The 23,824-nt window shown below is 70.4% G+C and carries 22 protein-coding genes; 15 read left to right on the forward strand and 7 right to left on the reverse strand.

The window, feature by feature from the left end; genetic code table 11:
* Positions 1-20: 20 nt before the first annotated feature.
* The 4 genes from ACFQ0P_RS06200 to ACFQ0P_RS06215 form a co-directional block, all read right to left on the reverse strand.
* Entirely contained in the window at positions 21-1,286 is a 1,266-nt protein-coding gene (locus tag ACFQ0P_RS06200) for a hypothetical protein (RefSeq protein ID WP_204981232.1), read from the reverse strand.
* Complete coding sequence (locus ACFQ0P_RS06205) at positions 1,279-1,962, reverse strand: HAD hydrolase-like protein (RefSeq protein ID WP_204981233.1); 684 nt, start codon at positions 1,960-1,962, stop codon at positions 1,279-1,281. Before ACFQ0P_RS06205 ends, ACFQ0P_RS06200 begins: the two co-directional genes overlap by 8 nt.
* 161 nt (positions 1,963-2,123) lie before the next feature.
* Entirely contained in the window at positions 2,124-2,819 is a 696-nt protein-coding gene (gene nucS, locus ACFQ0P_RS06210; protein WP_204981234.1) for an endonuclease NucS, read from the reverse strand.
* A 20-nt stretch (positions 2,820-2,839) separates the two neighbouring features.
* Positions 2,840-4,069, reverse strand: a complete 1,230-nt coding sequence (locus ACFQ0P_RS06215) for an MFS transporter (protein WP_204981235.1) — start codon at positions 4,067-4,069, stop codon at positions 2,840-2,842.
* Positions 4,070-4,148: 79 nt separating this feature from the next.
* On the opposite strand from ACFQ0P_RS06215, the gene ACFQ0P_RS06220 reads away from it, so the two are divergent.
* On the forward strand, positions 4,149-5,204 hold the full coding sequence (locus ACFQ0P_RS06220; RefSeq protein WP_204981236.1) for a LacI family DNA-binding transcriptional regulator: 1,056 nt from the start codon (positions 4,149-4,151) through the stop codon (positions 5,202-5,204).
* Here ACFQ0P_RS06220 and ACFQ0P_RS06225 read toward each other — a convergent pair.
* Positions 5,201-6,745 (reverse strand): hypothetical protein, encoded by a 1,545-nt coding sequence (locus ACFQ0P_RS06225; RefSeq protein ID WP_378771647.1) that lies wholly within the window; start codon positions 6,743-6,745, stop codon positions 5,201-5,203. The two genes, ACFQ0P_RS06220 and ACFQ0P_RS06225, sit on opposite strands and share 4 nt — an antisense overlap.
* Positions 6,746-6,867: 122 nt before the next feature.
* On the opposite strand from ACFQ0P_RS06225, the gene ACFQ0P_RS06230 reads away from it, so the two are divergent.
* Genes ACFQ0P_RS06230 through mnhG form a run of 6 tightly spaced genes read left to right on the forward strand, consistent with a single transcriptional unit; the run spans position 6,868 to position 13,168 of the window.
* Positions 6,868-9,789, forward strand: coding sequence for a Na+/H+ antiporter subunit A (locus tag ACFQ0P_RS06230; protein ID WP_204981237.1), 2,922 nt, complete (start codon positions 6,868-6,870; stop codon positions 9,787-9,789).
* Entirely contained in the window at positions 9,786-10,331 is a 546-nt protein-coding gene (locus tag ACFQ0P_RS06235) for a Na(+)/H(+) antiporter subunit C (protein WP_204981238.1), read from the forward strand. Before ACFQ0P_RS06230 ends, ACFQ0P_RS06235 begins: the two co-directional genes overlap by 4 nt.
* Positions 10,328-11,926 (forward strand): Na+/H+ antiporter subunit D, encoded by a 1,599-nt coding sequence (locus tag ACFQ0P_RS06240; protein WP_204981239.1) that lies wholly within the window; start codon positions 10,328-10,330, stop codon positions 11,924-11,926. Before ACFQ0P_RS06235 ends, ACFQ0P_RS06240 begins: the two co-directional genes overlap by 4 nt.
* A gap of 59 nt (positions 11,927-11,985) precedes the next feature.
* Positions 11,986-12,543 (forward strand): Na+/H+ antiporter subunit E, encoded by a 558-nt coding sequence (locus ACFQ0P_RS06245; RefSeq protein ID WP_204981555.1) that lies wholly within the window; start codon positions 11,986-11,988, stop codon positions 12,541-12,543.
* Positions 12,540-12,809: a monovalent cation/H+ antiporter complex subunit F gene (locus ACFQ0P_RS06250; RefSeq protein ID WP_204981240.1), complete on the forward strand. Its 270-nt coding sequence runs from the start codon at positions 12,540-12,542 to the stop codon at positions 12,807-12,809. Before ACFQ0P_RS06245 ends, ACFQ0P_RS06250 begins: the two co-directional genes overlap by 4 nt.
* Positions 12,806-13,168 carry a monovalent cation/H(+) antiporter subunit G gene (gene mnhG / locus ACFQ0P_RS06255; RefSeq protein WP_204981241.1) on the forward strand — a complete coding sequence of 121 codons (363 nt, stop codon included), beginning with the start codon at positions 12,806-12,808 and terminating at the stop codon, positions 13,166-13,168. The genes ACFQ0P_RS06250 and mnhG overlap by 4 nt, the downstream gene beginning before the upstream one ends.
* A gap of 59 nt (positions 13,169-13,227) precedes the next feature.
* Here mnhG and ACFQ0P_RS06260 read toward each other — a convergent pair whose 3' ends face one another.
* Positions 13,228-15,843 (reverse strand): penicillin acylase family protein, encoded by a 2,616-nt coding sequence (locus ACFQ0P_RS06260; protein ID WP_204981242.1) that lies wholly within the window; start codon positions 15,841-15,843, stop codon positions 13,228-13,230.
* A 261-nt stretch (positions 15,844-16,104) separates the two neighbouring features.
* Here ACFQ0P_RS06260 and ACFQ0P_RS06265 point away from each other — a divergent pair, with 261 nt between their 5' ends.
* The 7 genes from ACFQ0P_RS06265 to ACFQ0P_RS06295 all read left to right on the forward strand — a co-directional run bounded on the left by ACFQ0P_RS06265 (position 16,105) and on the right by ACFQ0P_RS06295 (position 20,977).
* Positions 16,105-16,620 (forward strand): response regulator transcription factor, encoded by a 516-nt coding sequence (locus ACFQ0P_RS06265; protein ID WP_204981243.1) that lies wholly within the window; start codon positions 16,105-16,107, stop codon positions 16,618-16,620.
* A complete protein-coding gene (locus ACFQ0P_RS06270; RefSeq protein WP_204981244.1) occupies positions 16,610-18,055 on the forward strand; it encodes a PH domain-containing protein in 1,446 nt (481 codons plus the stop codon). The genes ACFQ0P_RS06265 and ACFQ0P_RS06270 overlap by 11 nt, the downstream gene beginning before the upstream one ends.
* Positions 18,052-18,948 (forward strand): ATP-binding cassette domain-containing protein, encoded by an 897-nt coding sequence (locus ACFQ0P_RS06275; protein WP_204981245.1) that lies wholly within the window; start codon positions 18,052-18,054, stop codon positions 18,946-18,948. Before ACFQ0P_RS06270 ends, ACFQ0P_RS06275 begins: the two co-directional genes overlap by 4 nt.
* Before the next feature lie 107 nt (positions 18,949-19,055).
* Positions 19,056-19,781 carry a hypothetical protein gene (locus ACFQ0P_RS06280; protein WP_378771653.1) on the forward strand — a complete coding sequence of 242 codons (726 nt, stop codon included), beginning with the start codon at positions 19,056-19,058 and terminating at the stop codon, positions 19,779-19,781.
* A gap of 38 nt (positions 19,782-19,819) precedes the next feature.
* Positions 19,820-20,005, forward strand: a complete 186-nt coding sequence (locus tag ACFQ0P_RS06285; protein ID WP_204981247.1) for a hypothetical protein — start codon at positions 19,820-19,822, stop codon at positions 20,003-20,005.
* Positions 20,002-20,238: a hypothetical protein gene (locus ACFQ0P_RS06290; RefSeq protein ID WP_378771657.1), complete on the forward strand. Its 237-nt coding sequence runs from the start codon at positions 20,002-20,004 to the stop codon at positions 20,236-20,238. Before ACFQ0P_RS06285 ends, ACFQ0P_RS06290 begins: the two co-directional genes overlap by 4 nt.
* Positions 20,239-20,371: 133 nt before the next feature.
* Complete coding sequence (locus ACFQ0P_RS06295; RefSeq protein ID WP_204981249.1) at positions 20,372-20,977, forward strand: hypothetical protein; 606 nt, start codon at positions 20,372-20,374, stop codon at positions 20,975-20,977.
* Positions 20,978-21,021: 44 nt separating this feature from the next.
* Here the strand turns inward: ACFQ0P_RS06295 and argG are convergent, their stop codons facing one another.
* Positions 21,022-22,464: an argininosuccinate synthase gene (gene argG / locus ACFQ0P_RS06300; protein ID WP_204981250.1), complete on the reverse strand. Its 1,443-nt coding sequence runs from the start codon at positions 22,462-22,464 to the stop codon at positions 21,022-21,024.
* 140 nt (positions 22,465-22,604) lie between these two features.
* On the opposite strand from argG, the gene ACFQ0P_RS06305 reads away from it, so the two are divergent.
* Complete coding sequence (locus ACFQ0P_RS06305) at positions 22,605-23,762, forward strand: DUF1254 domain-containing protein (RefSeq protein WP_204981251.1); 1,158 nt, start codon at positions 22,605-22,607, stop codon at positions 23,760-23,762.
* Positions 23,763-23,824: the final 62 nt, after the last annotated feature.

Here is a 23,824-nt window from a genome sequence, read left to right on the forward strand (position 1 = left end):
CCCTACCGACGCCGATGCCCTCATGTGCGGCCGAGTCGCGCGAAATCCGCGAGCGCCTTGGCGTCGTCGGCGTCGCGAAGCGCTCGCCGCGCGGCGTCGAGAGCCGCCACCGGATCCTGCGCCTGGCGGGCCGCGGCGAGCTCGCGCTGGGAGGAGATCAGCCGCGCGCGCGCGTCCGCGTCGGTGCGGACGTGGGCGATGGACGCCTCGGCCTGCGCGATCGCCGCACGGGCGGCGGCGAGTGTGCCCGGAAGGGCGGTGCGTGCTCCGCGCAGGCGCTGCTGCGCGGTGCGCGCGTCGCCGAGGGCGAGGTCGAGGCGGTCACGGAGGCGCGCGATCCGATCGACCGCGCGGGAGGGGCGGCGCGCGGCATCCGCTTCGATGGCGTCGAGTTCGGCGCTCACCTCGTGGATCACGGCCCCGAGTCGATCGGCGTCGGGCGGCTCGAGGTGCTCGCGCGTGACGCCGGCGTGACGGAGTGCGGTGCGGGCCGCGTCGAGTTCGTCGGGCACGGCCTGGGCGGCCTGCATCACGACGCGGTGCGTCTCCTCGAGGATGCGAGCGTCGGCCTCGGCCTGCCGCAGCGACCGCTCAGCGGCGCCGAGCTCGGCCAGGGCGCTGCGCGTGGGGTCGGCCGCCTGGGCGTGCGCCGCGTCGAGGTGACGCCGGGCTTCCTCGGCTTCGGCGAGGGCGTTGTGTGCGGCGCGCGCAGCCGCGGACCACTCGTCTTCGGCGAAGCGGGCGGAGAGCTCCGACACGAGGGCGGCGGGGTCGCCCATCTCGGCGCGGAGTCGTTCGAGCCGCGCACGCGCGGCGGCGATCTGGGTCGTGGCGGCGACGTTCGAGAGCACCCACGCCGAGTGCTCTGAGCGTGCCGATGCGATGAGTCCGAGGGCTTCCTGTGCGCGGCGCTGGATGCGGGTCGCCGCGCGGCGGATGTCGGCGGGCAGCGCGTCTGCCGCGCTGATGCGCCGGTACTCGTCGAAGCCCTCGTCCCGCACGTGCTGGGCGGTCAGGCGCGCGCGGCGGAGGGACACCGGTGCACCACCGCCGTAGAGGGCGCCGGAGAGTCCGACCTCGAGGTCGAGCTCGGCGACCTCGTCGTCGAGCCGGACGAGGGCGGTGCCGGCATCCTTCCGCACAGCGTCGGCGGCGGCCCGTGCACGGGGGGAGCGCCGTGCGCGACGGACAGCCCACGCGATCGCGACGAGCGCGATCGCCGTGACGCCGAACACGATCGCCGCGGGCACGAGCCACGCGAGGATCGCGCCGATGCCTTCAGGCATCGCTGTCCTCGAAGAGCAGGAGGCGGCGGAGCGCGGCGGTGTCGTCGACCGCGGCCTGAGCGCCGTCGGCCTCGTGCGGCCAGCTGAATCCCCAGCGCACGAAGATCACGGGCACGCCTTGCTCGGCGCCGCCCTCGACGTCGTGATGGCGATCCCCCACGAGGACGGGACGGCTCGTGTCGACACCGGCCGCGCGCAGGCGCCGCAGCGCTTCGGCGACGATGTCGGACTTGGCGCTGAGCGTCCTCTCGTCGGGCGTCGCGCCGACGATCGCGGTCAGCGACGGCGAGAGGTCGAAGTGGTCCATGAGGGCGGCGACCTGGATCTCGGGCTTCGAGCTGGCCGTCGCCTGCGGGATGCCGGCCGCGGCGATGTCGCGGATCAGATCGCCGACGCCGTCGAAGAGCCGCGCCCCGGTCGTATAGCCGTCCTGCTTGCCGAGGACGCGGTAGAACGCGACGGCCTCCGACGCCTGCTCGGGCGTCATGCCCACGTTCACCTGGAACGACTCGTACATCGGCGGCCCGATCCAGTGGACGAGCTCCGCCCGGGTCGGCGGGCGCTTGCCGAAGTGCTCGAGAGCGGTGGTGAGTCGCCGCAGGATGCCGTCCGACGCATCGACGATCGTGCCGTCGACGTCCCACAGCACACAGGTCCAGGGCGAGCGGGTCGGCATGAATCCACCCTACGGGGCCGCGGGCGCGCGGCGGTTCTCGTGCCCTTGCCGCGCGACCCGGTTCTCGACGCTCACGCTTCCGCTCGCGTCGCCGCTCGGGCACCCGGCATCCACCCCAGCCCACCAGCGCTCGAACGACACACCGCGCCGCGCGCGATACCTCAGAAGAGTCGGGGGGCACCGGACTCGGTGCCCTTCATGCCCTCGTAGTCGAGCGTCACGCACCGGATTCCCCGATCCGCGGCGAGGACCTTGGCCTGCGGCTTGATCTCCTGGGCGGCGAAGACGCCCGTCACCGGCGCGAGATGCGGGTCGCGTCCGAGGAGCTCGAGATACCGCGTCAGCTGTTCGACGCCGTCGATGTCGCCGCGCCGCTTCACCTCGACCGCGATCGTCCCGCCGGCGGGATCGCGGAGCAGCAGATCGACGGGCCCGATGGCGGTCGGGAACTCGCGCCGCACCAGCGTGAGGCCTTCGCCGATCACGTCGACCTGCTCGGCGAGAAGGCGCTGGAGGTCGGCCTCCACTCCGTCCTTCTGCAGTCCGGGGTCGATGCCGAGCTCGTGCGAGGTGTCGTGCAGCACCTCGTAGATCCGCACCAGAAGGGCGTCGCCGGTCTTCGCGTGCGTCACCCGCCACTGCTCGAGCACTCCCGCGGCGGCGGAATCGGCATCCGGGATCTCCACGTCGAGGCGGCACGGCGGGCTCATCCAGTTGAGCGGCTTGTACGAACCGCCGTCCGAATGCACGAGCAGACTCCCGTCGCCCTTGTGCACGAGGAGACGCGTGGCAAGGGGAAGGTGCGCGGTGAGCCGTCCGGTGTAGTCCACGGAGCAGCGGGCGATGACGAGACGCACCCGAAGAGCCTAGCCCCGCGTCAGTGGTGGGCGTGCCCGACGCCGACCTTCGACCCGGCGATCGGCTTGGCCGCACCCGATGCCAGACCCGACAGCGCGATCAGGCCGACGATGATCCACAGCGTCGGGAGGATGCCGATCTCGTGGCTGATCCACCCCAGGACGGGCGGTCCGCAGAGGAAGGCCAGGTATCCGATCGTCGCGGCCGCGGAGACGGATGCCGCGGCCTTCGCCGGATCGTCCGCCGCCGCCGACATCCCGAGGGGGAACCCGAGCGATGCGCCCGCGCCCCACAGCGCGATGCCGACGAACGCGACGGGCATGTTCGGCGCGAGGATGAACAGGATGAGGCCGACGCCGGCCGCGACCGACAGGACACGGAGGGTCCACACCCGGCCGATCCGGTCGACGATCGGTCCGCCCAGGATGCGGAACACCGTCATCGAGACCGAGAACACAGTGAGGGCGATCGCGCCCACCGCCTCGGTCTGGCCGTGCCCGTCGACCATCGCGATCGTGAGCCAGTCGTTCGCGCTTCCCTCGGCGAACGCCATGCCGAGCATGATCGCGCCGATCGCGTACGTGCGGGGATCCCGCCACACCGCGAGGGTCTCCGCGAAGCGCTCGCGGCGGCTCGCCGGAGTCGCGGGATCGTCGTGCATCGTCTCGCGCGCCGGCACGGCCCGCAGCGCGAGCAGCCCCGCACCGAGAACCAGCAGCCCGACCACCCAGAGATGCCACGCGACCGGGATGCTCCACGCCGCCATGAGCACGCCGAACCCGGCGCCGGCGACCGTGCCGATGCTGAAGAACGCGTGGAACAGCGGCATGAGGGTCTTTCCGAAGGCCTGCTCGACCGCCGCCGCCTCGACGTTCATCATGACGTCGGTCGCGCTCATCCCCATGCCCATGAGCGCCAGACCCACGGCCGTCACGGCGTACGACTCCAGGAACGACACACCCAGCCCGATGACGACGACGCCGATCGAGAAGGTGATGATCGTCGCGACCATGCCGCGCCGCGCACCCCAGCGCACGACGAGCACGTTGGCGAGCGAGAGCCCCACGATCGCCGCGGCACCGGAGAGGAACAGCAGGATGCCGATCTGAAGGTCGTTGATCCCGAGATCGCGCTTCACCGCGGGCAGCCGCGACGCCCACGACGCGAAGCCGAGGCCCGTCACGAAGAAGATCGTGAAGACCGCGGTGCGCCAGCCGACGAGCTGAGAGCGGGAGAGAGCCGTGTCCACCCGACCAAGGTAGCCCCTGCCGGGGCCGGTGTCGAATCGATTCGACGCCCGGCGGGCCGCCAAGGTACCATCGACCGTGATGAGCACGCGCCGGGCCACCATCTCCGACGTCGCGCGCGAGGCCGGAGTCTCGCCCTCGACGGCGTCCGTCGTCTTCAGCGGCAAGACGCCCGTCACCGACGCCACCCGTCGCCGGGTCCTCGACGCCGCATCCGCCCTCGGCTACACCGGCCCCGACCCCCGGGCCGCCTCGCTCCGCCGCGGGCGGTCGGGCATCGTCGGCGTGGTCTTCGAGGAGCACCTCGGCACGGCGTTCCTCGACCCGGTCAAGACACTGATGATGGACGGACTCTCGGAGGCCGTCTCCCCGCTCGGCGCGGGGCTGCTGCTGCTGCGCGACCACGACCCGACCGAGAGCGGAACCGCCGCCTCGCTCACCACCGCCCCGCTCGACGCCGCCGTGCTCATCGGCTGCAGCGGGCACCTCCGCGAGTCTCTCGACGCCGTCAAGGCCCGCGGCATCCCGGTCGTCGTCGTCGAGGGCGACGCGGGCGACGACATCCCGCGCATCGTGCTCGACAATCGCGAAGCGCAGCGACAGGCCGCCAGCCATCTGCGGGCGCTGGGCCATCGCCGGGTCGCTGTGCTCACCCTTCCCGCCCGCGCCGGCTGGCAGGCGGGCTGGCTGCTCGACGGCACGGCCGTCACGATCGACGTCACGCGGGAGCGCCTCGCCGGCGCCCTCGAGGTCTATCCGGACGCCCCGGTTTACGCCGCTGCCGGAAGCTTCATCGACGAAGGTCTCGCGGCCGGGCGGGTGCTGCTCGCCGACCCGTCCCACCGCCCCACCGCGGTCATCGCGCAGAGCGACCTCCTCGCGGCCGGAGTGATCCGTGCGGCCGAGGAGGCGGGTCTGCGCGTTCCCGAAGACGTGAGCGTCACCGGCTTCGACGGCATCGTCGTGGACGGTCTCGCGCCGTACGAGCTCACCACCCTGGTCCAGCCCGCCGCCGCCAAGGGTCGCGCGGCGGGGCAGGCGGTCGCCGCGATGCTCGAGGGGTCGGATGCCGCGTCCATCCGCTTCACGTGCGAATTCCGCGAGGGCAACACCACCGCCGCGCCGCGCCCCGCCTAGGACCGCTGCGGACCGAGCGGCAGCGTGGGCTCGCCGAAGTCGAGGATCGTGTAGCGCCCGCAGTCGACGGCCGAGGCATCCGCCTCCGTCACACCGCCAGGAAGACGGAACGGCACGCTCTCGTCGTCGACCACCAGGAAGCTCACCTCGCCGACGGCGAAGTCGTCGCGGTTCACGAGCCACGCGTATCCGCGCAGCTCGTGGTCGACCTGCACGAGTGAGCGAGGATCTGCGGCGTGCGCTTTCGGCAGGCGCACGGTCCAGAACTGGCCGGCGCCGGCCCGGCCCGACGCGTCGGTCCACTCCACGACGCACGCGAGGTCGGCGTCGGGCGTGCTCGCCGCACTGACGAGACGCGGGATGCCGAACACTCCCGCGGCGACGAGGGCCACGGTGGTCGCGCCGATGACGGCGACGCGGCCGAGGTGCACCCGTCGAGCGACCACGTCGGGCAGCACCACGAGCCCGAGCAGCGGCGCGAAAGCGATCGGCTGGAGATACCGGGCCGCGTGCGTGCCGAGCGCAATGGCGCCGACGGTCACCACGACCGGGACGATCCACCCGCACGCGGCGACCACGGCGGGCCCGATCCGGTCGCGACGCGCCAGCACCACGCTCGCCCGGACGCACCACAGCCACAGCGCCAGCCCCGCGAGAGCGGCGACGGCACCCGCGGGATCGGCCACCCGATCCGCCGCGAGCCCCGCGTAGTACCCGAGCGACTCCCACCACGCCGAAGGGTCGGCGTAGCCGGCGCCCGTGTTCGCGATGAGGCGTCCGAGCGGGATCCGCGCGATCAGCCCCGCGACCGAGCCGGCGATCAGGGCCACGACCAGGATCGCCGCGGCGCGGCCCGCGTCGGTCCGCCTCCGCACCAGGGCGGTGGCGGCGACGACGAGCGAGAGCGGCACGGTCGCCCATGCGAGGAACATCGGATTGGTGAAGACGGATGCCGCGGCCACCGCCGCGATCGCCCACGCGTGCCGGCGCCGGGCCGGAGCATCCAGTCCCCGTCGGATCAGTCCGACGGCGAGAACCATCGCGATGACCGTCGCGCTGTAGTACGTGGTGGTGAGCAGGAGCGACGCCGGCTCGAGCGCGTCCCGATCGGCCGAGGCCTCGGTCATCGCGAAGACGGCGAAAGCCGTGAGCGCGAGCAGGGACCCGCCGACCGGCGCGCTGCCGGGTCGGCGAGCGCCCGCCGCGAAGCGCAGGGCGCCGTACAGCGCGAGAACGCTCGCGACAGCGGCCAGGAGGAGCGTCCCCTCGACGCCGAGCCCGAGGAGCGACAGCGCTCCGACCATGGCGGTCTCGGGCACGAAGAGCACCGTCGACATCGCCCAGTCCTGCGGCTGCCCCGCGGCGAGCGAGCGCACGACCAGCGTCGTCGCGAGGGAGTCGCCGTCGCGGAGCAGGAGCTCGGCGCGGGGGGTGGATGCCACGACAGCCGCCGTCACGACGGCGACCGCCAGAGCGGCACCGGCGCCCATCGCCTCGCGCGCCCAGATGGGCGAACGGGACTCGGCGGGGGCGGCGGTCACGGCCTCCACTCTGGCACGCGCGGGCATGTCGCACCGGTGTCCCCGGTAGACTGTTCCCCGACACCCTGATCGCCCGAGTCGCGCGCGTGAGCCCCCGGCCGACGACCAAGAGGAGGGCGCCCATGCTCCTCTTCCTCGGCGCGTTCGCGATTCTCCCCCTGGTGTTGCCGTGGTTGATCGGGCGCATCGGGCCGCGCGCGTTCTACATCGCCGCCCTGCTGCCCATCGCGGCCTTCGTCCACGCCGTCATCCTCACGCCCGCCGTGCTCGCCGGGTCCGACCCGTTCGAGTCGTTCGACTGGATTCCCCCGCTCGGCATCGAGCTGTCGATGCGCATGAACACGCTGTCGTGGCTCATGACCCTCATCGTCACGGGCGTCGGCGCCCTCGTGATGATCTACTGCCGCTGGTACTTCGGCGGCAAGGAGGTCGGACTCGGCCAGTTCGCCGCCGTCCTGCTCGCGTTCGCCGGAGCCATGTACGGTCTCGTGCTCACCGACGACCTCGTGGTGCTCGTCATGTTCTGGGAGATCACCAGCGTCCTCTCCTACCTGCTCATCGGCTATTACAACCGCCGAGCGGCCAGCCGGCGCGCCGCGCTGCAGGCGCTCCTGGTGACCACCCTCGGCGGGCTCGTCATGCTGATCGGCGTCGTGCTCGTGGTCGTCGAGGCGGGGACGTCGAGCATCTCGACGATCCTCGCCGATGTGCCCACCGGCCCGGTCGTCGACGCCGCTCTGGCGCTGCTCCTCGTCGGCGCGCTCAGCAAATCCGCGATCTTCCCGTTCCACTTCTGGCTTCCGGGCGCCATGGCGGCTCCCACTCCGGTGAGCGCGTACCTGCACGCCGCGGCGATGGTGAAGGCCGGCATCTACCTGATCGCCCTCCTCGCGCCCGTGTTCGCCGCCGCGCCGACGTGGCGGCCGATCGTCATCTCGCTCGGCGTGTTCACGATGCTCCTCGGCGGGTTCCAGGCCCTGCGCGAGACCGACCTCAAGCGCGTCCTCGCGTTCGGCACCGTCAGCCAGCTGGGCCTGCTGTCGGTCGTGCTCGGGTACGGCACTCGGGATGCCGCGCTCGCCGGAGCCGCGCTCCTGCTCAGCCACGCCCTGTTCAAGTCGGCGCTGTTCCTCGTCGTCGGCGTGATCGACCGCCAGCTCTCCACGCGCGACATCGCCGAACTCAGCGGCGTGGGCCGTCAGGCACCGGTGATGGCGACGTTCTCGTTCATCGCCGTCGCGTCCATGGTCGGCATCTTCCCGACGATCGGCTTCGTCGCCAAGGAGGGCGCGCTGACCGCTCTTCTCGACGAAGCCGTCGCCGGATCGCCGTGGGGCATCGTCGCCTTCACCGGGGTCGTGCTGGGTTCCGTGCTCACGGCGGGCTACGGCATCCGCTTCCTGTGGGGCGCCTTCTGGACCAAGAAGGATCCCGAACGCCGACCCATCCCCGCGACCGCGTGGCCCGATCCGCCGATCGGGTTCCTGGCGGCCCCGGTGCTCCTCTCGGCGCTGAGCGTGATCGGCGGCTTCGCGGCGCCCGCTCTGGATGTCGCGCTCGCCGGATACGCGGACGAGGCCCCGCCCGGCGCATCCGAGTATCCGGCCTACCTCGCGCTCTGGCACGGCTTCGAGCCGGCGCTGTGGATCTCGCTGGGCACGATCGCCGCCGGCGCCGTGGTGTTCTGGCTGACGGCCCGCGCGACCTGGTCGCAGCGCCTGCTGCCGTTCACCGCCGCAGACGTCTACAACGGCACCCTCCGCGTGATCGCCCGTCTTTCGGTCGTCACCACGAGCTTCACCCAGCGCGGCTCCCTCCCTGTGTACGTGGGCACGATTTTCGTCGTGCTCGTGGCAGCCGAGGGAACGGCCCTGCTCGCGAGCCCCGAATGGCGCGCGCAGCTCGATCTGTTCCAGACGCCGATGCAGCTCGTCGTCGCGCCGATCATGATCGCCGCCGGACTGATCGCCGTACGCGCACGCAAGCGCTACACGGGTGTGGTGCTCGTGTCGGTCACCGGGCTCGGCATGGCGCTGCTGTTCGCGACGAGCGGCGCCCCCGACCTCGCGCTCACGCAGATCCTGGTCGAGACCGTCACGCTCGTCGCGTTCGCCCTGGTGCTCCGACGCATCCCGGCGCGCATGGGCGAGCACAACGCCTCCGTGTGGCCCGTGGCGCGGGCGGTGCTCGCCGCCGCCGTGGGCGCGACCATGGCCGCGGTCGCGATGATCGCCACCGCCGCCCGCACCGCCGAGCCCATCTCGGAGCGCTTCCCCGAGCTCGCGTACGAGCTCGGCCACGGCAGGAATGTGGTGAACGTGGCCCTCGTGGACCTCCGCGGATGGGACACCATGGGCGAGTTGTCGGTGCTCATCCTGGCGGCGACGGGTGTGGCATCCCTCGTCTTCGTCACGCACCGAGCCGACACGCTCTCGCGGTTCATCTCGCCGCTCCCCCAATCGGCCGGGCGCACGCGCCGGCCGCTCGTGGAGACGGCGGAAGGCGTGAAGCCGCGCGATGCGGAGGGCGGCCGGATGGCGTGGCTGGTGGGAGGCCAGCGCGTCCGTCCCGAGAACCGGTCGATCATGCTCGAGGTGATCGTGCGGATCCTCTTCCACACCATCATCATCGTGTCGCTCTATCTGCTCTTCGCCGGCCACAACCTGCCCGGTGGCGGATTCGCCGGCGGGCTCGTCGCCGGCATGGCGCTCGTCATGCGCTACGTCGCGGGCGGTCGGTACGAGCTCGGCGCGGCGACCCCCACCGACGCCGGGCGCCTGCTGGGCGCCGGCATGTCGATCGCCGTCGCCTGCGCGATCGTGCCCCTGTTCTTCGGTGCGCCCCCGCTCACGAGCACCTGGTTCGAAGCGGAGCTGCCGATCCTCGGGCACGTCGAGTTCGTCACGTCGACGCTGTTCGACGTCGGCGTCTACCTGGTGGTGATCGGGCTCGTGCTCGACGTGCTCCGCAGCCTCGGCGCCGAGGTCGACCGCCAGGCGCAGGACGCGCGCAAAGGACGCCCCCAGGGGGTGATCGTCGCATGACCGTCTCGACCGTGCTCATCGTCGTGATGGGGGTGCTGTTCGCGTGCGGCGTCTACGCCATGCTCGAGCGCAGCCTCACCCGGGTGCTGATCGGCTTCCTGCTGCTCGGCAACGCCGCCAACCTCCTGCTGCTCATCGTCATCGGCGAGCCCGGGGTGGCGCCGTTCTTCGGCTCGGCGTCGCCCGACGAGATGTCCGACCCGCTGCCGCAGGCGCTGTCGCTCACGGCGATCGTGATCACCTTCGCCGTCTCAGCGTTCCTGCTGGCGCTCATCTACCGGTCCTGGCAGCTCGGCCAGGCCGACACCGTCGAGGACGACGAGGCCGACCGCGCGGTGCGCGAGCGGACCGCGGACGTCGACGAGACGATGGACGAGGAGACGGGCATCGAGGACGAGGACGATGACGCGACCACCGACTTCGTCGGGCTCGCCAGCACCCCCCTCACCGTGCTCCGCAGTTCCGATTACGCCGGACTGCGCGACGACGCTCCGACGGACACCCCTGCCGACCGGCCCGACCGAGGCGGTGACGACGGATGACCGAGATCGCCCCCGCCCTCGTGCCGCTGCTGGTGACGCTGCCCCTGCTCGGTGCGGCGATCGCGCTCATCGCCGGTCGACACCGGAAGACCCAGGTCGTGGTGTCGGTGACCACTCTCACGGTCGTCACCGCGATCTCGGCGGTCCTGCTGTACGTCGTCGACACCGGCGACGAGGCGGTCGCCGTCTCGGTGGGCGCCTGGCCGGTCCCCTTCGGCATCGTGCTGTACGTCGACCGTCTCGCGGCGCTCCTGGTGATGGTGTCCGCCATCGTGCTGCTCGCCGTCCTCCTCTTCTCGGTCGGCCAGGGCGCCGCCGACGGCGACGACGACACACCGGTGACGATCTTCCACCCGTCGTACCTGATCCTCGCGGCGGGCATCTTCAACGCGTTCATCGCGGGCGACCTGTTCAACCTCTTCGTCGGCTTCGAGATCCTGCTCGTCGCGTCGTACGTCCTCATCACGCTCGGGTCCACGGAATCGCGCATCCGCACCGGCGTCGTCTACATCGTGGTGTCGCTGGTGTCGTCGATCCTCTTCCTCAGCGCGATCGCCCTGATCTACGGCGCGCTCGGCACCGTGAACATGGCGCAGATCTCGCTGCGGATGGGCGACCTCCCGCAGGAGACGCAGCTCGTGCTGCACCTCATGCTGCTGATCGCCTTCAGCATCAAGGCCGCCGTCTTCCCGCTGTCGTTCTGGCTGCCCGACTCCTATCCGACGGCTCCCGCACCGGTCACCGCCGTGTTCGCGGGTCTGCTGACGAAGGTCGGCGTGTACGCGATCATCCGCACCGAGACGCAGCTGTTCCTCTACAACGACATCAACTTCCTGCTCATGATCGTCGCGCTGGCCACGATGATCGTGGGAGTCCTGGGTGCGGTCGCACAGGCCGAGCTCAAGCGCATCCTGTCGTTCACGCTCGTGAGCCACATCGGCTACATGATCTTCGGCCTCGCGATCGCGACCCCGGCGGCCATCGGCGCGACGATCTACTACATGGTCCACCACATCGTGGTGCAGACCACGCTGTTCCTCGCCGTGGGCCTGGTCGAGCGCCGCGCGGGAAGCACGTCGATCCTGCGCGTGAAGGGATTGATGCGCGCGGCGCCCGTCATCGCGGTGCTGTACTTCATCCCTGCGGTCAATCTCGGCGGCCTCCCGCCGTTCTCGGGGTTCATCGGCAAGTTCGCGCTCTTCGACGCCGCCGCCGAGGTCGGGACCCCCATCATGATGGTGCTCATCGTCGGGGGCATCGTGACCAGCCTGCTCACGCTGTACGCCCTGATGCGCGCCTGGAACCTGTCGTTCTGGCGCGAGGAGGACGACTCGGCCGAGACCGAGGCGCGCATCTCGTACCTCGGCGCCGCGCCGGGCGGTGTCGACACCGAGCGCCGCGTCATCCCGAGGATCATGACCGCTTCCACCGCGGGGATGGTCGGGGTCACCGTCGCGCTCACGATCTTCGCCGGACCGTTGTACGACGTCTGCGCACGGATCGGTGCCGCCCTGCTCGAGCCGGTCACCCTGGTCCAGATCCAGCAGGACGTCGGCTCGGACTTCGTCAAGGACCTCGAGGAGGAGCAGCCGTGACCGCGGTCGACGAGTCGTTCCCGGCTCCCGCCTCGGCTCCACCCGCCGGCAGGAGGACCCTGCTCACGCAGCTGTGGCGCCAGCTGCCCTTCGTCCTGTGGCTCGTCGCCCTGTGGATGCTGCTGTGGGGGCAGCTGACGTGGACGTCCTTCCTCACCGGCGTCGTGGCCGCGGTCTTCGTGACACGGGTCTTCCGGCTCCCACCGGTCGAGCTCTCCGGACGGGTGAACGTCTGGTACGGCGCGGGCTTCGTCGTCGAGTTCCTCGCGGCGCTCGTGTGGGGCTCCCTCACGGTGACGATGCAGGTGTTCGACCTGCGCCGCCAGCCCGGTGCCGCGATCATCGCCGTGCCACTGGTCACCGACGACGACCTGATCATGACGCACACGGCGGTGACGGCATCCCTCATTCCCGGCTCGCTCATCGTCGACACCGACCGCGACCGCCGCATCCTGTACATGCACGTGCTCGGCGTCCGATCGCCGGCCGATGTCGAACAGCAGCGCGAGGCCGTGCGCCGATGGGAGCGCCGCATCGTGATGGCGGTGGGCTCGCGCGCGCAGGTCGAGGCCGTGCGGGCGGATGCCGCGGCTCGCCGGGCACGAGGAGCGATATGAACATCCTGCTCATCGCCATCTACATCGTGTTCGCGGCCGCCGCGCTGCTGACCCTGTGGCGGATCGTCATCGGGCCGTCGATCCTCGACCGGGCCGTGGCATCCGACGTCCTCCTCACCGAGGTGATGTGCGTGCTCGGCGCCGAGATGGCGATCAACCAGCACACGCGCTCGCTGCCGGTGCTGCTGATCATCGCCGCGGTCGGCGTGTTCGGGTCGATCTCGATCGCGCGGTTCGTCGCACGAAGGGACAACCCGGACCGATGACCCTCGACGACTGGCTCAACCTCGCGGCGCTGATCCTCATCCTGATCGGGGCGCTGCTGTGCCTCACGGCGGCGATCGGGCTGCTGCGCTTCCGCGACGTGCCCACCCGCCTCCACGCCGCGACGAAGCCGCAGGTGCTGGGACTGATCCTGATCTGCCTGGCGATCGCGCTGTCGGTGCGCTCGTGGGAGGTGGTCGCGTTCCTCCTCCCGATCGTGCTCATCCAGCTCGCGACGGCGCCGCTGTCGGCGCACATGATCGGCCGCCAGGCGTACCGCAACGGCACGATCGACGAGCCCGGTCTGTACGTCGACGACCTCGGCGACTCCCGCCGCACTCCGCCCGCCGCCGGCGGCTGAACCGCCAGCCGTCCGTCCACGGTTTGCGGGGGCGGCCGGCGGGGCGGGGGACGCGAGGACTACGAGGCCGGGACGAGGGTCAGGGTGTTCGTCGCCGCGGCGTCGACGGCACCGCGCGAGTACGCCCACGGCGTCAGCTCCATCGCCTGCCATGTGGGCGTCTGGTCGATGTAGTTCGCGTGGAAGGCGTGGCCGCTTGCGCCGGTGAGGTGGTTCCAGCCGCTCGCGTCGAAGTCCGACAGGTCGACGACCATGCGCATCGACGGAACGGTGACAGTCGAGAAGCCCTGGCCCATGACCCAACCGGTCGCATTGACGATCGACGACCCGCCGCCGGTGCTGAACGGTCCGCGGTTGAACATCCACTCGATCGGTGCGATGCCGGAGGCGCCGAAGGTGTCGCTCACGAGAGGGAGCGCGTGGAGCGAACCCCAGTTCCACCGCGACGGGTTGTCGCCCTGCAGCGCGACCAGTCGCTCGTAGGCGTCGGTCGCGGTGCGCTCGAGCATCTCCTGCCGGCTCGCGACGCCGAGCGACTCGTTGGTCCACCACTCCGACTGCGGCTCCCGCAGCAGGCCGTCGACGACCAGGAAGAAGCGCGCTTGGTCGGTCAGCGGGACAGGATGCTCCCGCCCGTCGACGAAGAGGTTGTCGGCGAGCTCGTCCCACAGCACGTTCGCGTACGCGGCGGCCGCGGAGGAGGCGGTGTTCTGCGCGTCCCACGTGCGGAGCAGGTCGAGTGCGGCATCCGTCCCCTCGTCGCCCGTCTCGATGTCCTGATAAGCGCCCGCGAGACGCATACCGGCGTGGAACTCGCTGTCGGCCTGGATCGCGAGCATGTCGGCGGCCGTCAGAGGTCCGCTGGCCGCCTTGCGCTCGATGAGCTCCGCGATGCGTGCGGCGCGCCACCCGTAGTCCCAGTCGCGCGTGAGGAAGTAGGGGTAGTCCTCGTCGACGATGGCGTTGTTCGCCGTGACGATGTAGCCCTCGTCGGGGTTGTAGGAGACCGGGAGCTCCTCGAACGGGATGAATCCCTGCCAGTCGTACGCGGAATCCCAGCCGGGCTGCGGCATCGACCCGTCCCCCGCGCCGCGGATGGGGAGCGAGCCGGGCGTCTGGTACCCGATGTTGCCGTCGACGTCGGCGTAGACGAGGTTCTGCGCGGGCACGGCGAACTGCGCTGCCGCGGCCCGGAAGTCGTCGAAGTCCTGCGCCTGGTTGAGCGTGAAGATCGCGGTGGCGGTCGTCGTGGGCGTAAGCGCCGTCCACTTCAGGCTGACGGCCCACTCGCCCTCGGGCGCGTCGGACGGCTGCTCGTACTCGCCGCCCGTGCCGGTCCAGGGCTCTTCGGCGATCTCGGTGTAGTCGTCGGTCAGCCCGGAGATGATCGGGCCGTGCTCCGTGGAGCGGATGACGAGCTCCTCGTCCTCGCCTCCCGCGACCTTCAGGGTCTCGGTGCGCACGTCCAGCGGGACGAGCTCGCCGTCGCGCCAGTAGCCGTCGCCATCGACCTTCTCGAGGTACAGGTCGGTGACGTCCGTCGTGAGGTTCGTGAATCCCCACGCGATGCGGTCGTTGTGGCCGATGATCACTCCGGGGACACCCGAGAACCCGAAGCCGGCGACATCGAACGTGCACTCCTCCGAGACCGAGCGGCACTTCAGGCCGACCTGGTGCCAGACGCTGGGCAGCGAGGCGCCGAGGTGCGGGTCGTTGGCGAGGAGCGGCATCCCGGTGTCGGTCAGATTGCCGGAGACGACCCACGAGTTCGAGCCGATTCCCTCGCCGACACCGCCGACGAGCGCGCTCACGGCTTCGACGACCCCGTCGACCTCCGACCATTCGATGGACGCCGTCGCCGCCTGGGTCTGCTCGTCGCGCGCGAGATCGCTCGCCGTCCCCACCGCGGGCACGGACGAGATCGACGGCACGATCACCGGGTTCTGGTCGAAGGGGTACTCCGGGTACAGCTCGCGCATCTGCTCGGGGGTGAAGTCCTTCGCGATGAGGGCGCGCTCGGTCTCCTCCTCGATGTTCGAGCGGAGGTCCCAGGCCATCGCCTTCAACCACGCCACCGAGTCGGCGGGAGTCCACGGCTCGATCTCGTAGTCCGGGTTCTGGAGACCGAGCACGGCGTACTCGAACGACGCGTCCGCACCCTGGTGATCTGCGAGGTAGGCGTTGACGCCCTCGGCGTACGCCTCGTAGTAGCCGAGGGTCGCCTCGTCGAGCTGCTCGACCTCCTGCTCGGCGATGACGCGCCAGCCGAGCGTGCGCAGGAACCGATCCGTCGGAAGCTGCGACTCGCCGAAAAGCTCGGAGAGCCGCCCGCTCGTGACGTGGCGGCGGAAGTCCATCTCCCAGAAGCGGTCCTGCGCGTGGACGTAGCCCTGCGCGAAGAAGAGGTCCGCGTCGGTGGACGCGGTGATGGTCGGGATGCCGAGCACGTCGCGCTGCACCGTCACCCGGTCGCTCAGCCCGGCCACGGCGAGCTCGCCGTCGACCTGAGGGAAGGAGCGCTGCACCGTGTACCCCAGGAACCCGACGGCGACGAGGGCGAGGGCGACCACCCCGGCGAGGATGCCGAACAGGGTGATGCCGATCCGTCGGCCCACGGAGGCGCGTCGCGGGGGTGCTTCGGTGGTCTCGACCGGCGCGGTGGGTGTCTTCAGCATCGAAGGTCTTTCGGGCTCTGAGGGGGGTGGGACTCGGTACCAAGCCCATCGAGCCCCGGTCGCACGCGTCGGGATCGCGCACGCACTGTCAGGCATCGTAACCCGCGCCGGATCGGCCGGGTAATCACAGCGGGAATCGGGGATGCCGCGGCGGGCGGCAGCCGGCTCCACCGGCGCTGGAAGTTGTCCACATAAGGAAAAGAACTCCAGTTTCTTTCCCTCCGCACTGCTACCGTCAGGGGGTCGAGGCTGGGAGGCAAGATGGCGACAGACGTGAACGCGCTCGTTGTGTCCGACGACGCGCTCATGAGCTCCGCGCTCGCCCGCCTCCTGATTGAGGATGCGGCGATCGCTGTGTCGGCGGCGCGCGCCCGCGGGTCTGCCGAGGTGGTCCGCGCGTGCCATCACGTCGGTCCGGATGTCGTGATCGTCGACCTCGGTGATGACGCGTCGGCGACGGGCGAGGTGGCGGCGGGCATCCCGTCGGCGGTGCGCGGCGTAATCAGCCTCGTCCGCCACGACGACCCCGGCCTCATCGCCCAGATGTTCGCCGCCGGTGCGTGCGGTGTGGTGTCGAAGGACGCCGAACCCGGCGAGCTCGTGCGTGCGGTGCGGGAGGTGTCCGCAGGACACCTCTTCGCCTCGCGCACGGCGATGCGGCTCGTCCTGGACGAACTGGCGTCGCCGCGACCGACGAGTGCGCGCCATCCGGTCGCAGCCGCCGAGCTGCGCGCCCGGGCGCTCGCACAGAACGATCGGATCGTGGATGCGCGGTGAGACTGAGACTCTGCGCCTGCCGTTCACCTCCATCGCGGCGTCCTGGCTGCACCACGCGCCCAGCATCATCGAGCTCGCAACGGCCGCGGCGATCTACGTGACGCAGCCTGACCTGTGGCCGGGTCAGTGGGCGTGGGTGGGGATCGTCGGACTGATGGCGGTGCGCATGCTCCATCCCGTCGCGAGCTGGGCAACGGTTCGCATCGAAGCGACTCCGGAGCTGGTGGCGGTCCGAACCGGCGTATATAGCAGGCATGTCAGGGCGACGCCGTGGGCGATGATTTCCGCAGTCGACTGGGAGGAGCCGTTTGCCTACCGGCTGTTCGGACTAGGTGCTCTTTCGCTGCATCCGGGTGGGGACGACGGCAGCAGCCTGCGGATCGCGGGTATCCGCCGCTCGACAGCAGCGCGCCTGGCGGAGCGACTGCGGGAGCGCGGTGGACGGGAATCCTCATCACGCAGCGCCCCGGCCGCCGTGGTCTACCGTGCCACCGCTCGCGAGACCCTGATCGCCGGGGCCGCGTACGGACGGTTCGCGCTCCTCGGGGCGGGCGTCGTCGCCGCGGCGTCGGACCTGCTGGACGCCACCCCCCTTTTGGATTCGGTGGTCCTCGTTGTGCGCGAGACGCCGACGTTGGGTATAAGCGTGGTGGTCGCCGTCGTCATCGTCACGGGTCTCGCCGTCGCTCTCGTCCGTCATCACGGCTTCCTGGTGCGCCGCACCGAGGGTCGACTCGTCATCTCCTACGGCTTGCTGTCTTCGTACGAGCGGACGCTGGATCCCGAGGCGGTCGTCGGAGTGCGCATCGAACGCAACGTCGTCGAGATCCTCTTCGACCGGGTCCGTGTCTCACTTCACTCCCGCGACACCACCCGACGGGTCGCGTCGAACGTGATCCTTCCCTCCCTGCCGCGGTCGATCGCCGCGGGCATCATGGCCGAGCATCTTCCCGACTTCGCAGCCCAGTCATCCATCCTCTCCACCTCGGACCGCGTGTCCATCGCCCGCATCCTCGCCGCAGTCGCAGCGTTCGGGTGCGCAGGAGTCGCCGGAGTCTACGTGATGATCATGCTCGGAGTCGGCCCGGGGATCGCACTTCTCCTTGGAGCATCCGGTCTCTTGGCCGTTCTCTCCCTGCTGGGCCTCGGGTGCGCTCGCCTTCGTGCCAACGCAGGCCACCTCGTCCGCCGCAGCGCGTTCCTCGCCGACCGCGAAGACATCCTGCCGAGATCTGCCGTGCAGGTGGCCACCCGAGTGGGACTCACCTCGCGCGGGGCTTTTCTCGTCCGGGCGCACTACTTCGCCGGGATCCCGCGCGCCCTCACCGCATTCACCAGAGAACCCATCCTCCGTGCGGGAGCCCATGTACTGCTGCAACACCCATCCATGCCCGCGCCTGGACGGGCCCCCGTTCCGGAAGGATCCCCGCGATGATCGAGGTCGAACGCCTTTCCAAGTCCTACGGTTCCCGCCGAGCACTCGACGACGTGTCGTTCGTCGCTCCGCGAGGACGGGTGACCGGATTCGTCGGCCCGAACGGAGCCGGCAAGTCCACGGTCATGCGGATCGCGGCGGGATTGTGCGAGCCGGACACCGGAACGGTGCGCGTTCTCGGAGCGCCCTTCACCCGTGCGGAGCGACCCGCCGCGACGATGGGCGTCTTCCTCTCCGCCGAGGGGATTCCGGCGGCAGCGACCGCACGCGGATTCCTGGAGTACGCCTGCGACAGCCAGGGATTCTCGCGATCGAGGGCATCCGACGCGCTCGAGCTGGTCGGGCTGGCTGGAGTGGCGAGCTCGCGGGTGCGGTCTTTCTCACTCGGCATGCGTCAGCGGCTGGGGATCGCCGCGGCGACGCTGGGCCGACCGCGCGTGCTGCTCCTCGACGAGCCGGTCAACGGTCTCGACCCCGACGGCATTCAGTGGGTCCGCTCGTTCCTGAAACACGCGGCGGACTCGGGCGCGACCGTCCTGCTCTCGTCACATCACATGGCTGAGCTGGCGCTGGTCGCCCAGCACGTGGTCATGCTCAACGAGGGCCGCGTCGTGACCGAGGGACCGATCGAAGACGTCGTCGCCGGCACATCGTCGGATGTGTACGCGGTCTCTCCCGACCCGGCGTCGTTCCGCCGCGCGCTGGAGGCCGAGAACTATGACGCGCGGCCCGACCGCGGCGGCTTCCTGATCGCCGACGCCGATCCGCTCGAGATCGGTCGGCTCGCGTACACCGCGGGAGTGGGGGTCACTCACCTGGAACGCGTCAGTCGATCACTCGAGGACACCTACTTCGAGATTCTCACTTCGACCGAGCAGGGGGTGCAGGCATGAGTCGCAGCGCGCTCGGTCTCGCAACGTCCGCGTCACTTCGCGCGGCCGGGACCGGTCGAACCCGACCGCAGCGCGCCACACAGGTCATCCGCGCCGAGGTGCGGCGCGTGCGCCGACGCGGGGGGATGATCGCCGGCATCTTCGTCGCGAGCGGCATCGGCATCCTCTCGGCGATGACGACCCTCGCCGTCCTCGCCTCGGTCGCGGATTCTTCATCGCATGTCGTTGTGACCACACCGCTTGAGGTGGGCGGGCTCGTCTCCGCGCTCGGGGTCGCGCTCGCGGCCACGTTCCTCGTCGGGAGGGACGCGAACGGTCACCTCGCGATCGCGCTGACTCTCGCTCCAAAACGGTGGATGCTGCACATCGCGCGCGCCGCCGCTTTCGCGATCACCGGCACAGCCGTCTGCGTGGTGGTCGCGGTCACAGCCACGGTCGCCGGATCAGCTGTCGCGGGTGCGACCGGGGCGGGCTGGGGTGCGGTCGGCGTGATGCTGGTCGGAGTCGCCGCAGGGTCCCTGGTCCTCTTCGCCTTCGGCATCGGCACGCTGGTGCGCAGCCCGGGAGTTGGGGTCCTGGTTCTCGCGGGCCTCCTGGTGGTCCTGCCCCTCGCGCTCGCTCTCGTCGGCGCGATGCTGCCGGCGCCGCTGGCCAGTGTTGCGGAGGTAGTCGCGGACTCTACCCCGACCGCGCTGTTCCTCGAGGCGATTGCCGTGTCGACCGTGCCGAACGAAGGATTCGTCGGCGTCGCGAGCGGGCAGCTCGGTCTGGCCGCATGGGCGGTCGCCGCCACCGCGCTCGCCGGTGTCGTCTTCGGTCGACGAGACGCCTGAGACCACCGAGAACTCATCCTCACTAACGGAAGGACCTCATGACACCGAACAGAACCCGACGAGCGGATGCCGCGGCATCCGTCGCCCTCTTCGGCGTGATCCTCGCGCTCAGCCTCGCGCTGGCCGTGTGGACCGACCTGCACGTCGTCGCGCGCGGTGCGATCGCGATCGTGAGCGGCATCGTCGCGGCCGCCGTGACCTACGCGATCGTTAGCCGCAAGTGAGCGCGCCGGTGCCGGCACCGCTCGCGCACAAGCGCCGGGCCATGACGGCGTTGCGCGTCGGAGGCGTAGCGCTCATGCTCGGCGCGCTGATCCTGCTGTGGTCCGATCCGGCGGCCCTCGCGACCGTCTTGCTCGTGCTGAACCTGCTCGTCGCTGCAGGCCACTACCTTGTCGAGGCTCGATACGCCCGCGCGCTCGAGAGCACGATCGCGCGTCTCGCAGCATCGGGCTGACTCGGATGCCAGAGACTGCACGCCAGGGTTCCAATGGAGGAGATTCGCGGATGGAGAAGCGCACGCAATCGAGGCTCGCAGCCCTACTCGTCCTACGGACCCGGATCGGAGGAATGTGGTGAGCATCCGGCGCATGACGAAGGGTTATCTTCTGACCGTAGTGATGGCGGCAGCTCTCGTGACAGGGTGCGCCGCCGCGCACACGGCTCCCTCACCTTCGACGGGTGGACCGGATCGCGGAGCCGATCGGCCCCTCTTCCGGGGGAGCTTCGCCGCCGAGTACCACGAAGCCTGGGAGAAGAGCACGACCGCCGGAGTGAAGGCGATCCTCAGGGACGAGCGGATCACCGACCACGAGTGGTCGAAGGTGCTGACGCTGCTCGAAACGTGCCTCGATGAGCGCGGTATCTCCCTGGACGTCTACAACACCGACGGAAGCTACGAAGTCAACGCGGGTGAGATGGACGGTCGCATTGCCAATGAGCGGATGGGAGGGTGCGAGCAGGAGAGCGGCGAGGCCTGGATCGGGCACCTGTATCGCTCGCAGACCTCGAATCCGCAGAACATTCCGGCGACGCAGCTGCTCACCGAGTGCATGGTGCGGAACGGGGCAGTCCCGACGACGTACACAGAAGAGGAGTACCTCGACGACGCCCCTACCCTCTCATTCCCGTTCACGGATGAGCACGGCTTCGAGATCTTCATAGCCTGCAACGCAGACTTCGCCTTCGAGAAGTGAAGATGCCCCCTCCAGGCGAAGGGACGTGAAGCGGGTTGGAGGGCTCAGTCCGTGCCGGCGTCGTACATGGCCGACTCGGATGCCGCCTCGATCGCCTCGTCGAGGGCTTCGGTCGCGGCATCCGGCGCCTGCGCCCGCCCGGTGATCTCGTCGGACTCCCCGGCGGTGACGCTGCCGACGAGCTCGCCGGCAGCGCCGCCGATGATGCGGGCTCCGGCGTAGAACTCGAGGCGCGAACGGGAGTCGGCGATGTCGAGGTTGCGCATCGTGAGCTGCCCGATGCGGTCGGTCGGCCCGAAGGCGGCGTCTCCGACGCGCTCCATCGAGAGCTTTTCGGGGTGGTAAGAAAGCGCCGGGCCGGTCGTGTCGAGGATCGTGTAGTCCTCGCCGCGGCGCAGTCGGAGCGTGACCGTGCCGGTGATCGTCGAGCCCACCCACTTCTGGATCGATTCGCGGAGCATGAGCGACTGCGGCTCGAGCCAGCGGCCCTCGTACATGAGGCGGCCGAGGCGGCGTCCCTGCTCGTGGTACGTCGCGAGAGTGTCCTCGTTCAGGATGCCGTTGACCAGGCGCTCGTACGCGATGAACAGCAGCGCCATGCCCGGCGCCTCGTAGATGCCGCGCGACTTCGCCTCGATGATGCGGTTCTCGATCTGGTCGCTCATCCCGAGGCCGTGGCGCCCGCCGATGCGGTTCGCCTCGAACACGAGCTCCACCGGGTCGGCGTACTCGACGCCGTTCAGGGCGACGGGCCGCCCACCCTCGAAGGTGACCGTGACGTCCTCGGGGGCGATATCCACCGCCGGGTCCCAGAACCTCACCCCCATGATCGGCTCGACGGTCTCGAGCGAGACGTCCAGGTGCTCGAGCGTCTTCGCCTCGTGGGTGGCACCCCAGATGTTGGCGTCGGTCGAGTACGCCTTCTCGGCGGAGTCGCGATACGGGAAGCCGTGCTCGACGAGCCACTCGCTCATCTCTTTGCGTCCCCCGAGCTCGGTCACGAAGTCGGCGTCGAGCCACGGCTTGTAGATCCGGAGCGCGGGATTGGCGAGAAGTCCGTAGCGGTAGAACCGCTCGATGTCGTTGCCCTTGTAGGTGGAGCCGTCGCCCCAGATGTCGACGCCGTCCTCTTTCATGGCCCGCACGAGAAGCGTGCCGGTCACCGCGCGCCCGATCGGCGTGGTGTTGAAGTAGGTGCGCCCGCCGGAGCGGATGTGGAACGCGCCGCACGCGAGGGCACCGAATCCCTCCTCGACCAGGGCGGGCTTGCAGTCGACGAGGCGAGAGACCTCGGCGCCGTAGGTGAGGGCACGGTCGGGGATCGACGCGATGTCGTCCTCGTCAGGCTGACCGAGGTCGCCGGTGTACGTGCACGGGACAGCGCCCTTGTCGCGCATCCAGGCGACGGCGACCGAGGTGTCGAGTCCCCCGGAGAAGGCGATGCCGACGCGCTCGCCGACGGGCAGGGACTGGAGGACCTTCGACATGAGCCCAGTCTATTCAAGCCGTCCCGGCGCACCCACGGTGTGACGTCCCGCGGGCCTCCGGCGGAGGACAGGAAGCGAAGCCGCTGTCCGGCGCGGGACGGCGAATGGCGCGCGGGCGGGGCGTGGGCCAAAGTGTACCCATGAGCATTCACGTGAACGTCGACAACTTCGTGCGGGCGGAGACCGACCGCATGTTCGCCGACATCCAGCGCGAAGCCGGCGGAGTGAACACGTTCCGGCACAACCGCGAGCCCGCCTCGATCGAGGCTCAAACCGTCATCCGGCTCAATCGCGACACGCTCTACAGCTTCGCCGTGGTCGACCTCACCGAAGGCGCCACGCTCGTGGTGCCCGACCCGGGTGAGCGGTACCTCTCGGTCATGATCGTCGACCAGGGCCACTTCATCCGCGCCGTGCTCCACGGTGCGGGCACACACGACCTCGCCGCTCTGGCGCCCGGCGCCGACTACGTCCTCGTCGCTGTCCGCACCCTCGTGGACCCGACCGACGAAGGCGACATCGCCGAGGTCGCCCGGCTGCAGGACGAGATCGAGCTCACCGCTCACTCGTCGAAGCCGTGGGAGATGCCGGACTACGACACGGCCTCGCTCGACGCCACCCGCACCGCGCTGCTGAGCCTCGCGTCCGGGCTGCGAGGGTTCGATCGCACGTTCGGCGCACCCGACGAGGTCGACGAGGTGCGGCACCTCATCGGCACGGCCGCCGGATGGGGCGGATTGCCGATGACCGAGGCGTCCTACGTCGGCGTCGACCCGCAGCAGCCCGTGGGGTTCTACGACCTCACGATGCGCGACGTCCCCGTCGACGCCTTCTGGTCGATCTCGGTCTACAACGCCTCCGGCTATTTCGAGCCCAACGCCGAGAACAAGTACACGGTCAACAGCGTGACCGGCGTCCGCGACGAGGACGGCTCGATCACGGTGCACTTCACGCCCCCGGGCGAGGCGACGCTCCCCAACAGCATCCCCCTGCCCGAGGGCTGGAACTACCTCGTCCGCCTGTACCGTCCGCGGCCCGAGTTCCTCGACGGCTCGTGGCAGGTGCCCGACCTCGTCCGCCGCGCCGACCTGCGCACCGGGAACCACCACGAGGACGAGGACGAGCCGACGGATGCCGCTCCCGGCCCCGCGGAAGAGGCAGCCGGATCCCCGGACGAGCCAGCCGTCGAGCCCGCGGGATCCCCGGACGACGCAGCCTGGTCGGAGCCCGCCCCCTCGCAACCCGCGCGCACGGAGGAGGAGCCCGTTCCCGGTGAGGAGGCGAGCCCCGCGACGTAGCGAGCGGGGCCGTCCCGGGACGGCGGAGATCACCGTGGTGCTCGGTGGGCGGCCGCCCTAGG

It is taken from the genome of Microbacterium insulae (genome assembly GCF_042677065.1).
Classification (GTDB): Bacteria; Actinomycetota; Actinomycetes; order Actinomycetales; family Microbacteriaceae; genus Microbacterium; species Microbacterium insulae.

What these genes read in the sequence shown, in the direction of transcription:
- ACFQ0P_RS06200 (WP_204981232.1), bottom strand. Translation starts at nt 1,286, where the DNA reads ATGCCTGAAGGCATCGGCGCGATCCTCGCGTGGCTCGTGCCCGCGGCG.
- ACFQ0P_RS06205 (WP_204981233.1), bottom strand. Translation starts at nt 1,962, where the DNA reads ATGCCGACCCGCTCGCCCTGGACCTGTGTGCTGTGGGACGTCGACGGC.
- ACFQ0P_RS06220 (WP_204981236.1), top strand. Translation starts at nt 4,149, where the DNA reads ATGAGCACGCGCCGGGCCACCATCTCCGACGTCGCGCGCGAGGCCGGA.
- ACFQ0P_RS06230 (WP_204981237.1), top strand. Translation starts at nt 6,868, where the DNA reads ATGCTCCTCTTCCTCGGCGCGTTCGCGATTCTCCCCCTGGTGTTGCCG.
- ACFQ0P_RS06235 (WP_204981238.1), top strand. Translation starts at nt 9,786, where the DNA reads ATGACCGTCTCGACCGTGCTCATCGTCGTGATGGGGGTGCTGTTCGCG.
- ACFQ0P_RS06240 (WP_204981239.1), top strand. Translation starts at nt 10,328, where the DNA reads ATGACCGAGATCGCCCCCGCCCTCGTGCCGCTGCTGGTGACGCTGCCC.
- ACFQ0P_RS06250 (WP_204981240.1), top strand. Translation starts at nt 12,540, where the DNA reads ATGAACATCCTGCTCATCGCCATCTACATCGTGTTCGCGGCCGCCGCG.
- mnhG (WP_204981241.1), top strand. Translation starts at nt 12,806, where the DNA reads ATGACCCTCGACGACTGGCTCAACCTCGCGGCGCTGATCCTCATCCTG.
- ACFQ0P_RS06260 (WP_204981242.1), bottom strand. Translation starts at nt 15,843, where the DNA reads ATGCTGAAGACACCCACCGCGCCGGTCGAGACCACCGAAGCACCCCCG.
- ACFQ0P_RS06265 (WP_204981243.1), top strand. Translation starts at nt 16,105, where the DNA reads ATGGCGACAGACGTGAACGCGCTCGTTGTGTCCGACGACGCGCTCATG.
- ACFQ0P_RS06270 (WP_204981244.1), top strand. Translation starts at nt 16,610, where the DNA reads ATGCGCGGTGAGACTGAGACTCTGCGCCTGCCGTTCACCTCCATCGCG.
- ACFQ0P_RS06275 (WP_204981245.1), top strand. Translation starts at nt 18,052, where the DNA reads ATGATCGAGGTCGAACGCCTTTCCAAGTCCTACGGTTCCCGCCGAGCA.
- ACFQ0P_RS06285 (WP_204981247.1), top strand. Translation starts at nt 19,820, where the DNA reads ATGACACCGAACAGAACCCGACGAGCGGATGCCGCGGCATCCGTCGCC.
- ACFQ0P_RS06295 (WP_204981249.1), top strand. Translation starts at nt 20,372, where the DNA reads ATGACGAAGGGTTATCTTCTGACCGTAGTGATGGCGGCAGCTCTCGTG.
- argG (WP_204981250.1), bottom strand. Translation starts at nt 22,464, where the DNA reads ATGTCGAAGGTCCTCCAGTCCCTGCCCGTCGGCGAGCGCGTCGGCATC.
- ACFQ0P_RS06305 (WP_204981251.1), top strand. Translation starts at nt 22,605, where the DNA reads ATGAGCATTCACGTGAACGTCGACAACTTCGTGCGGGCGGAGACCGAC.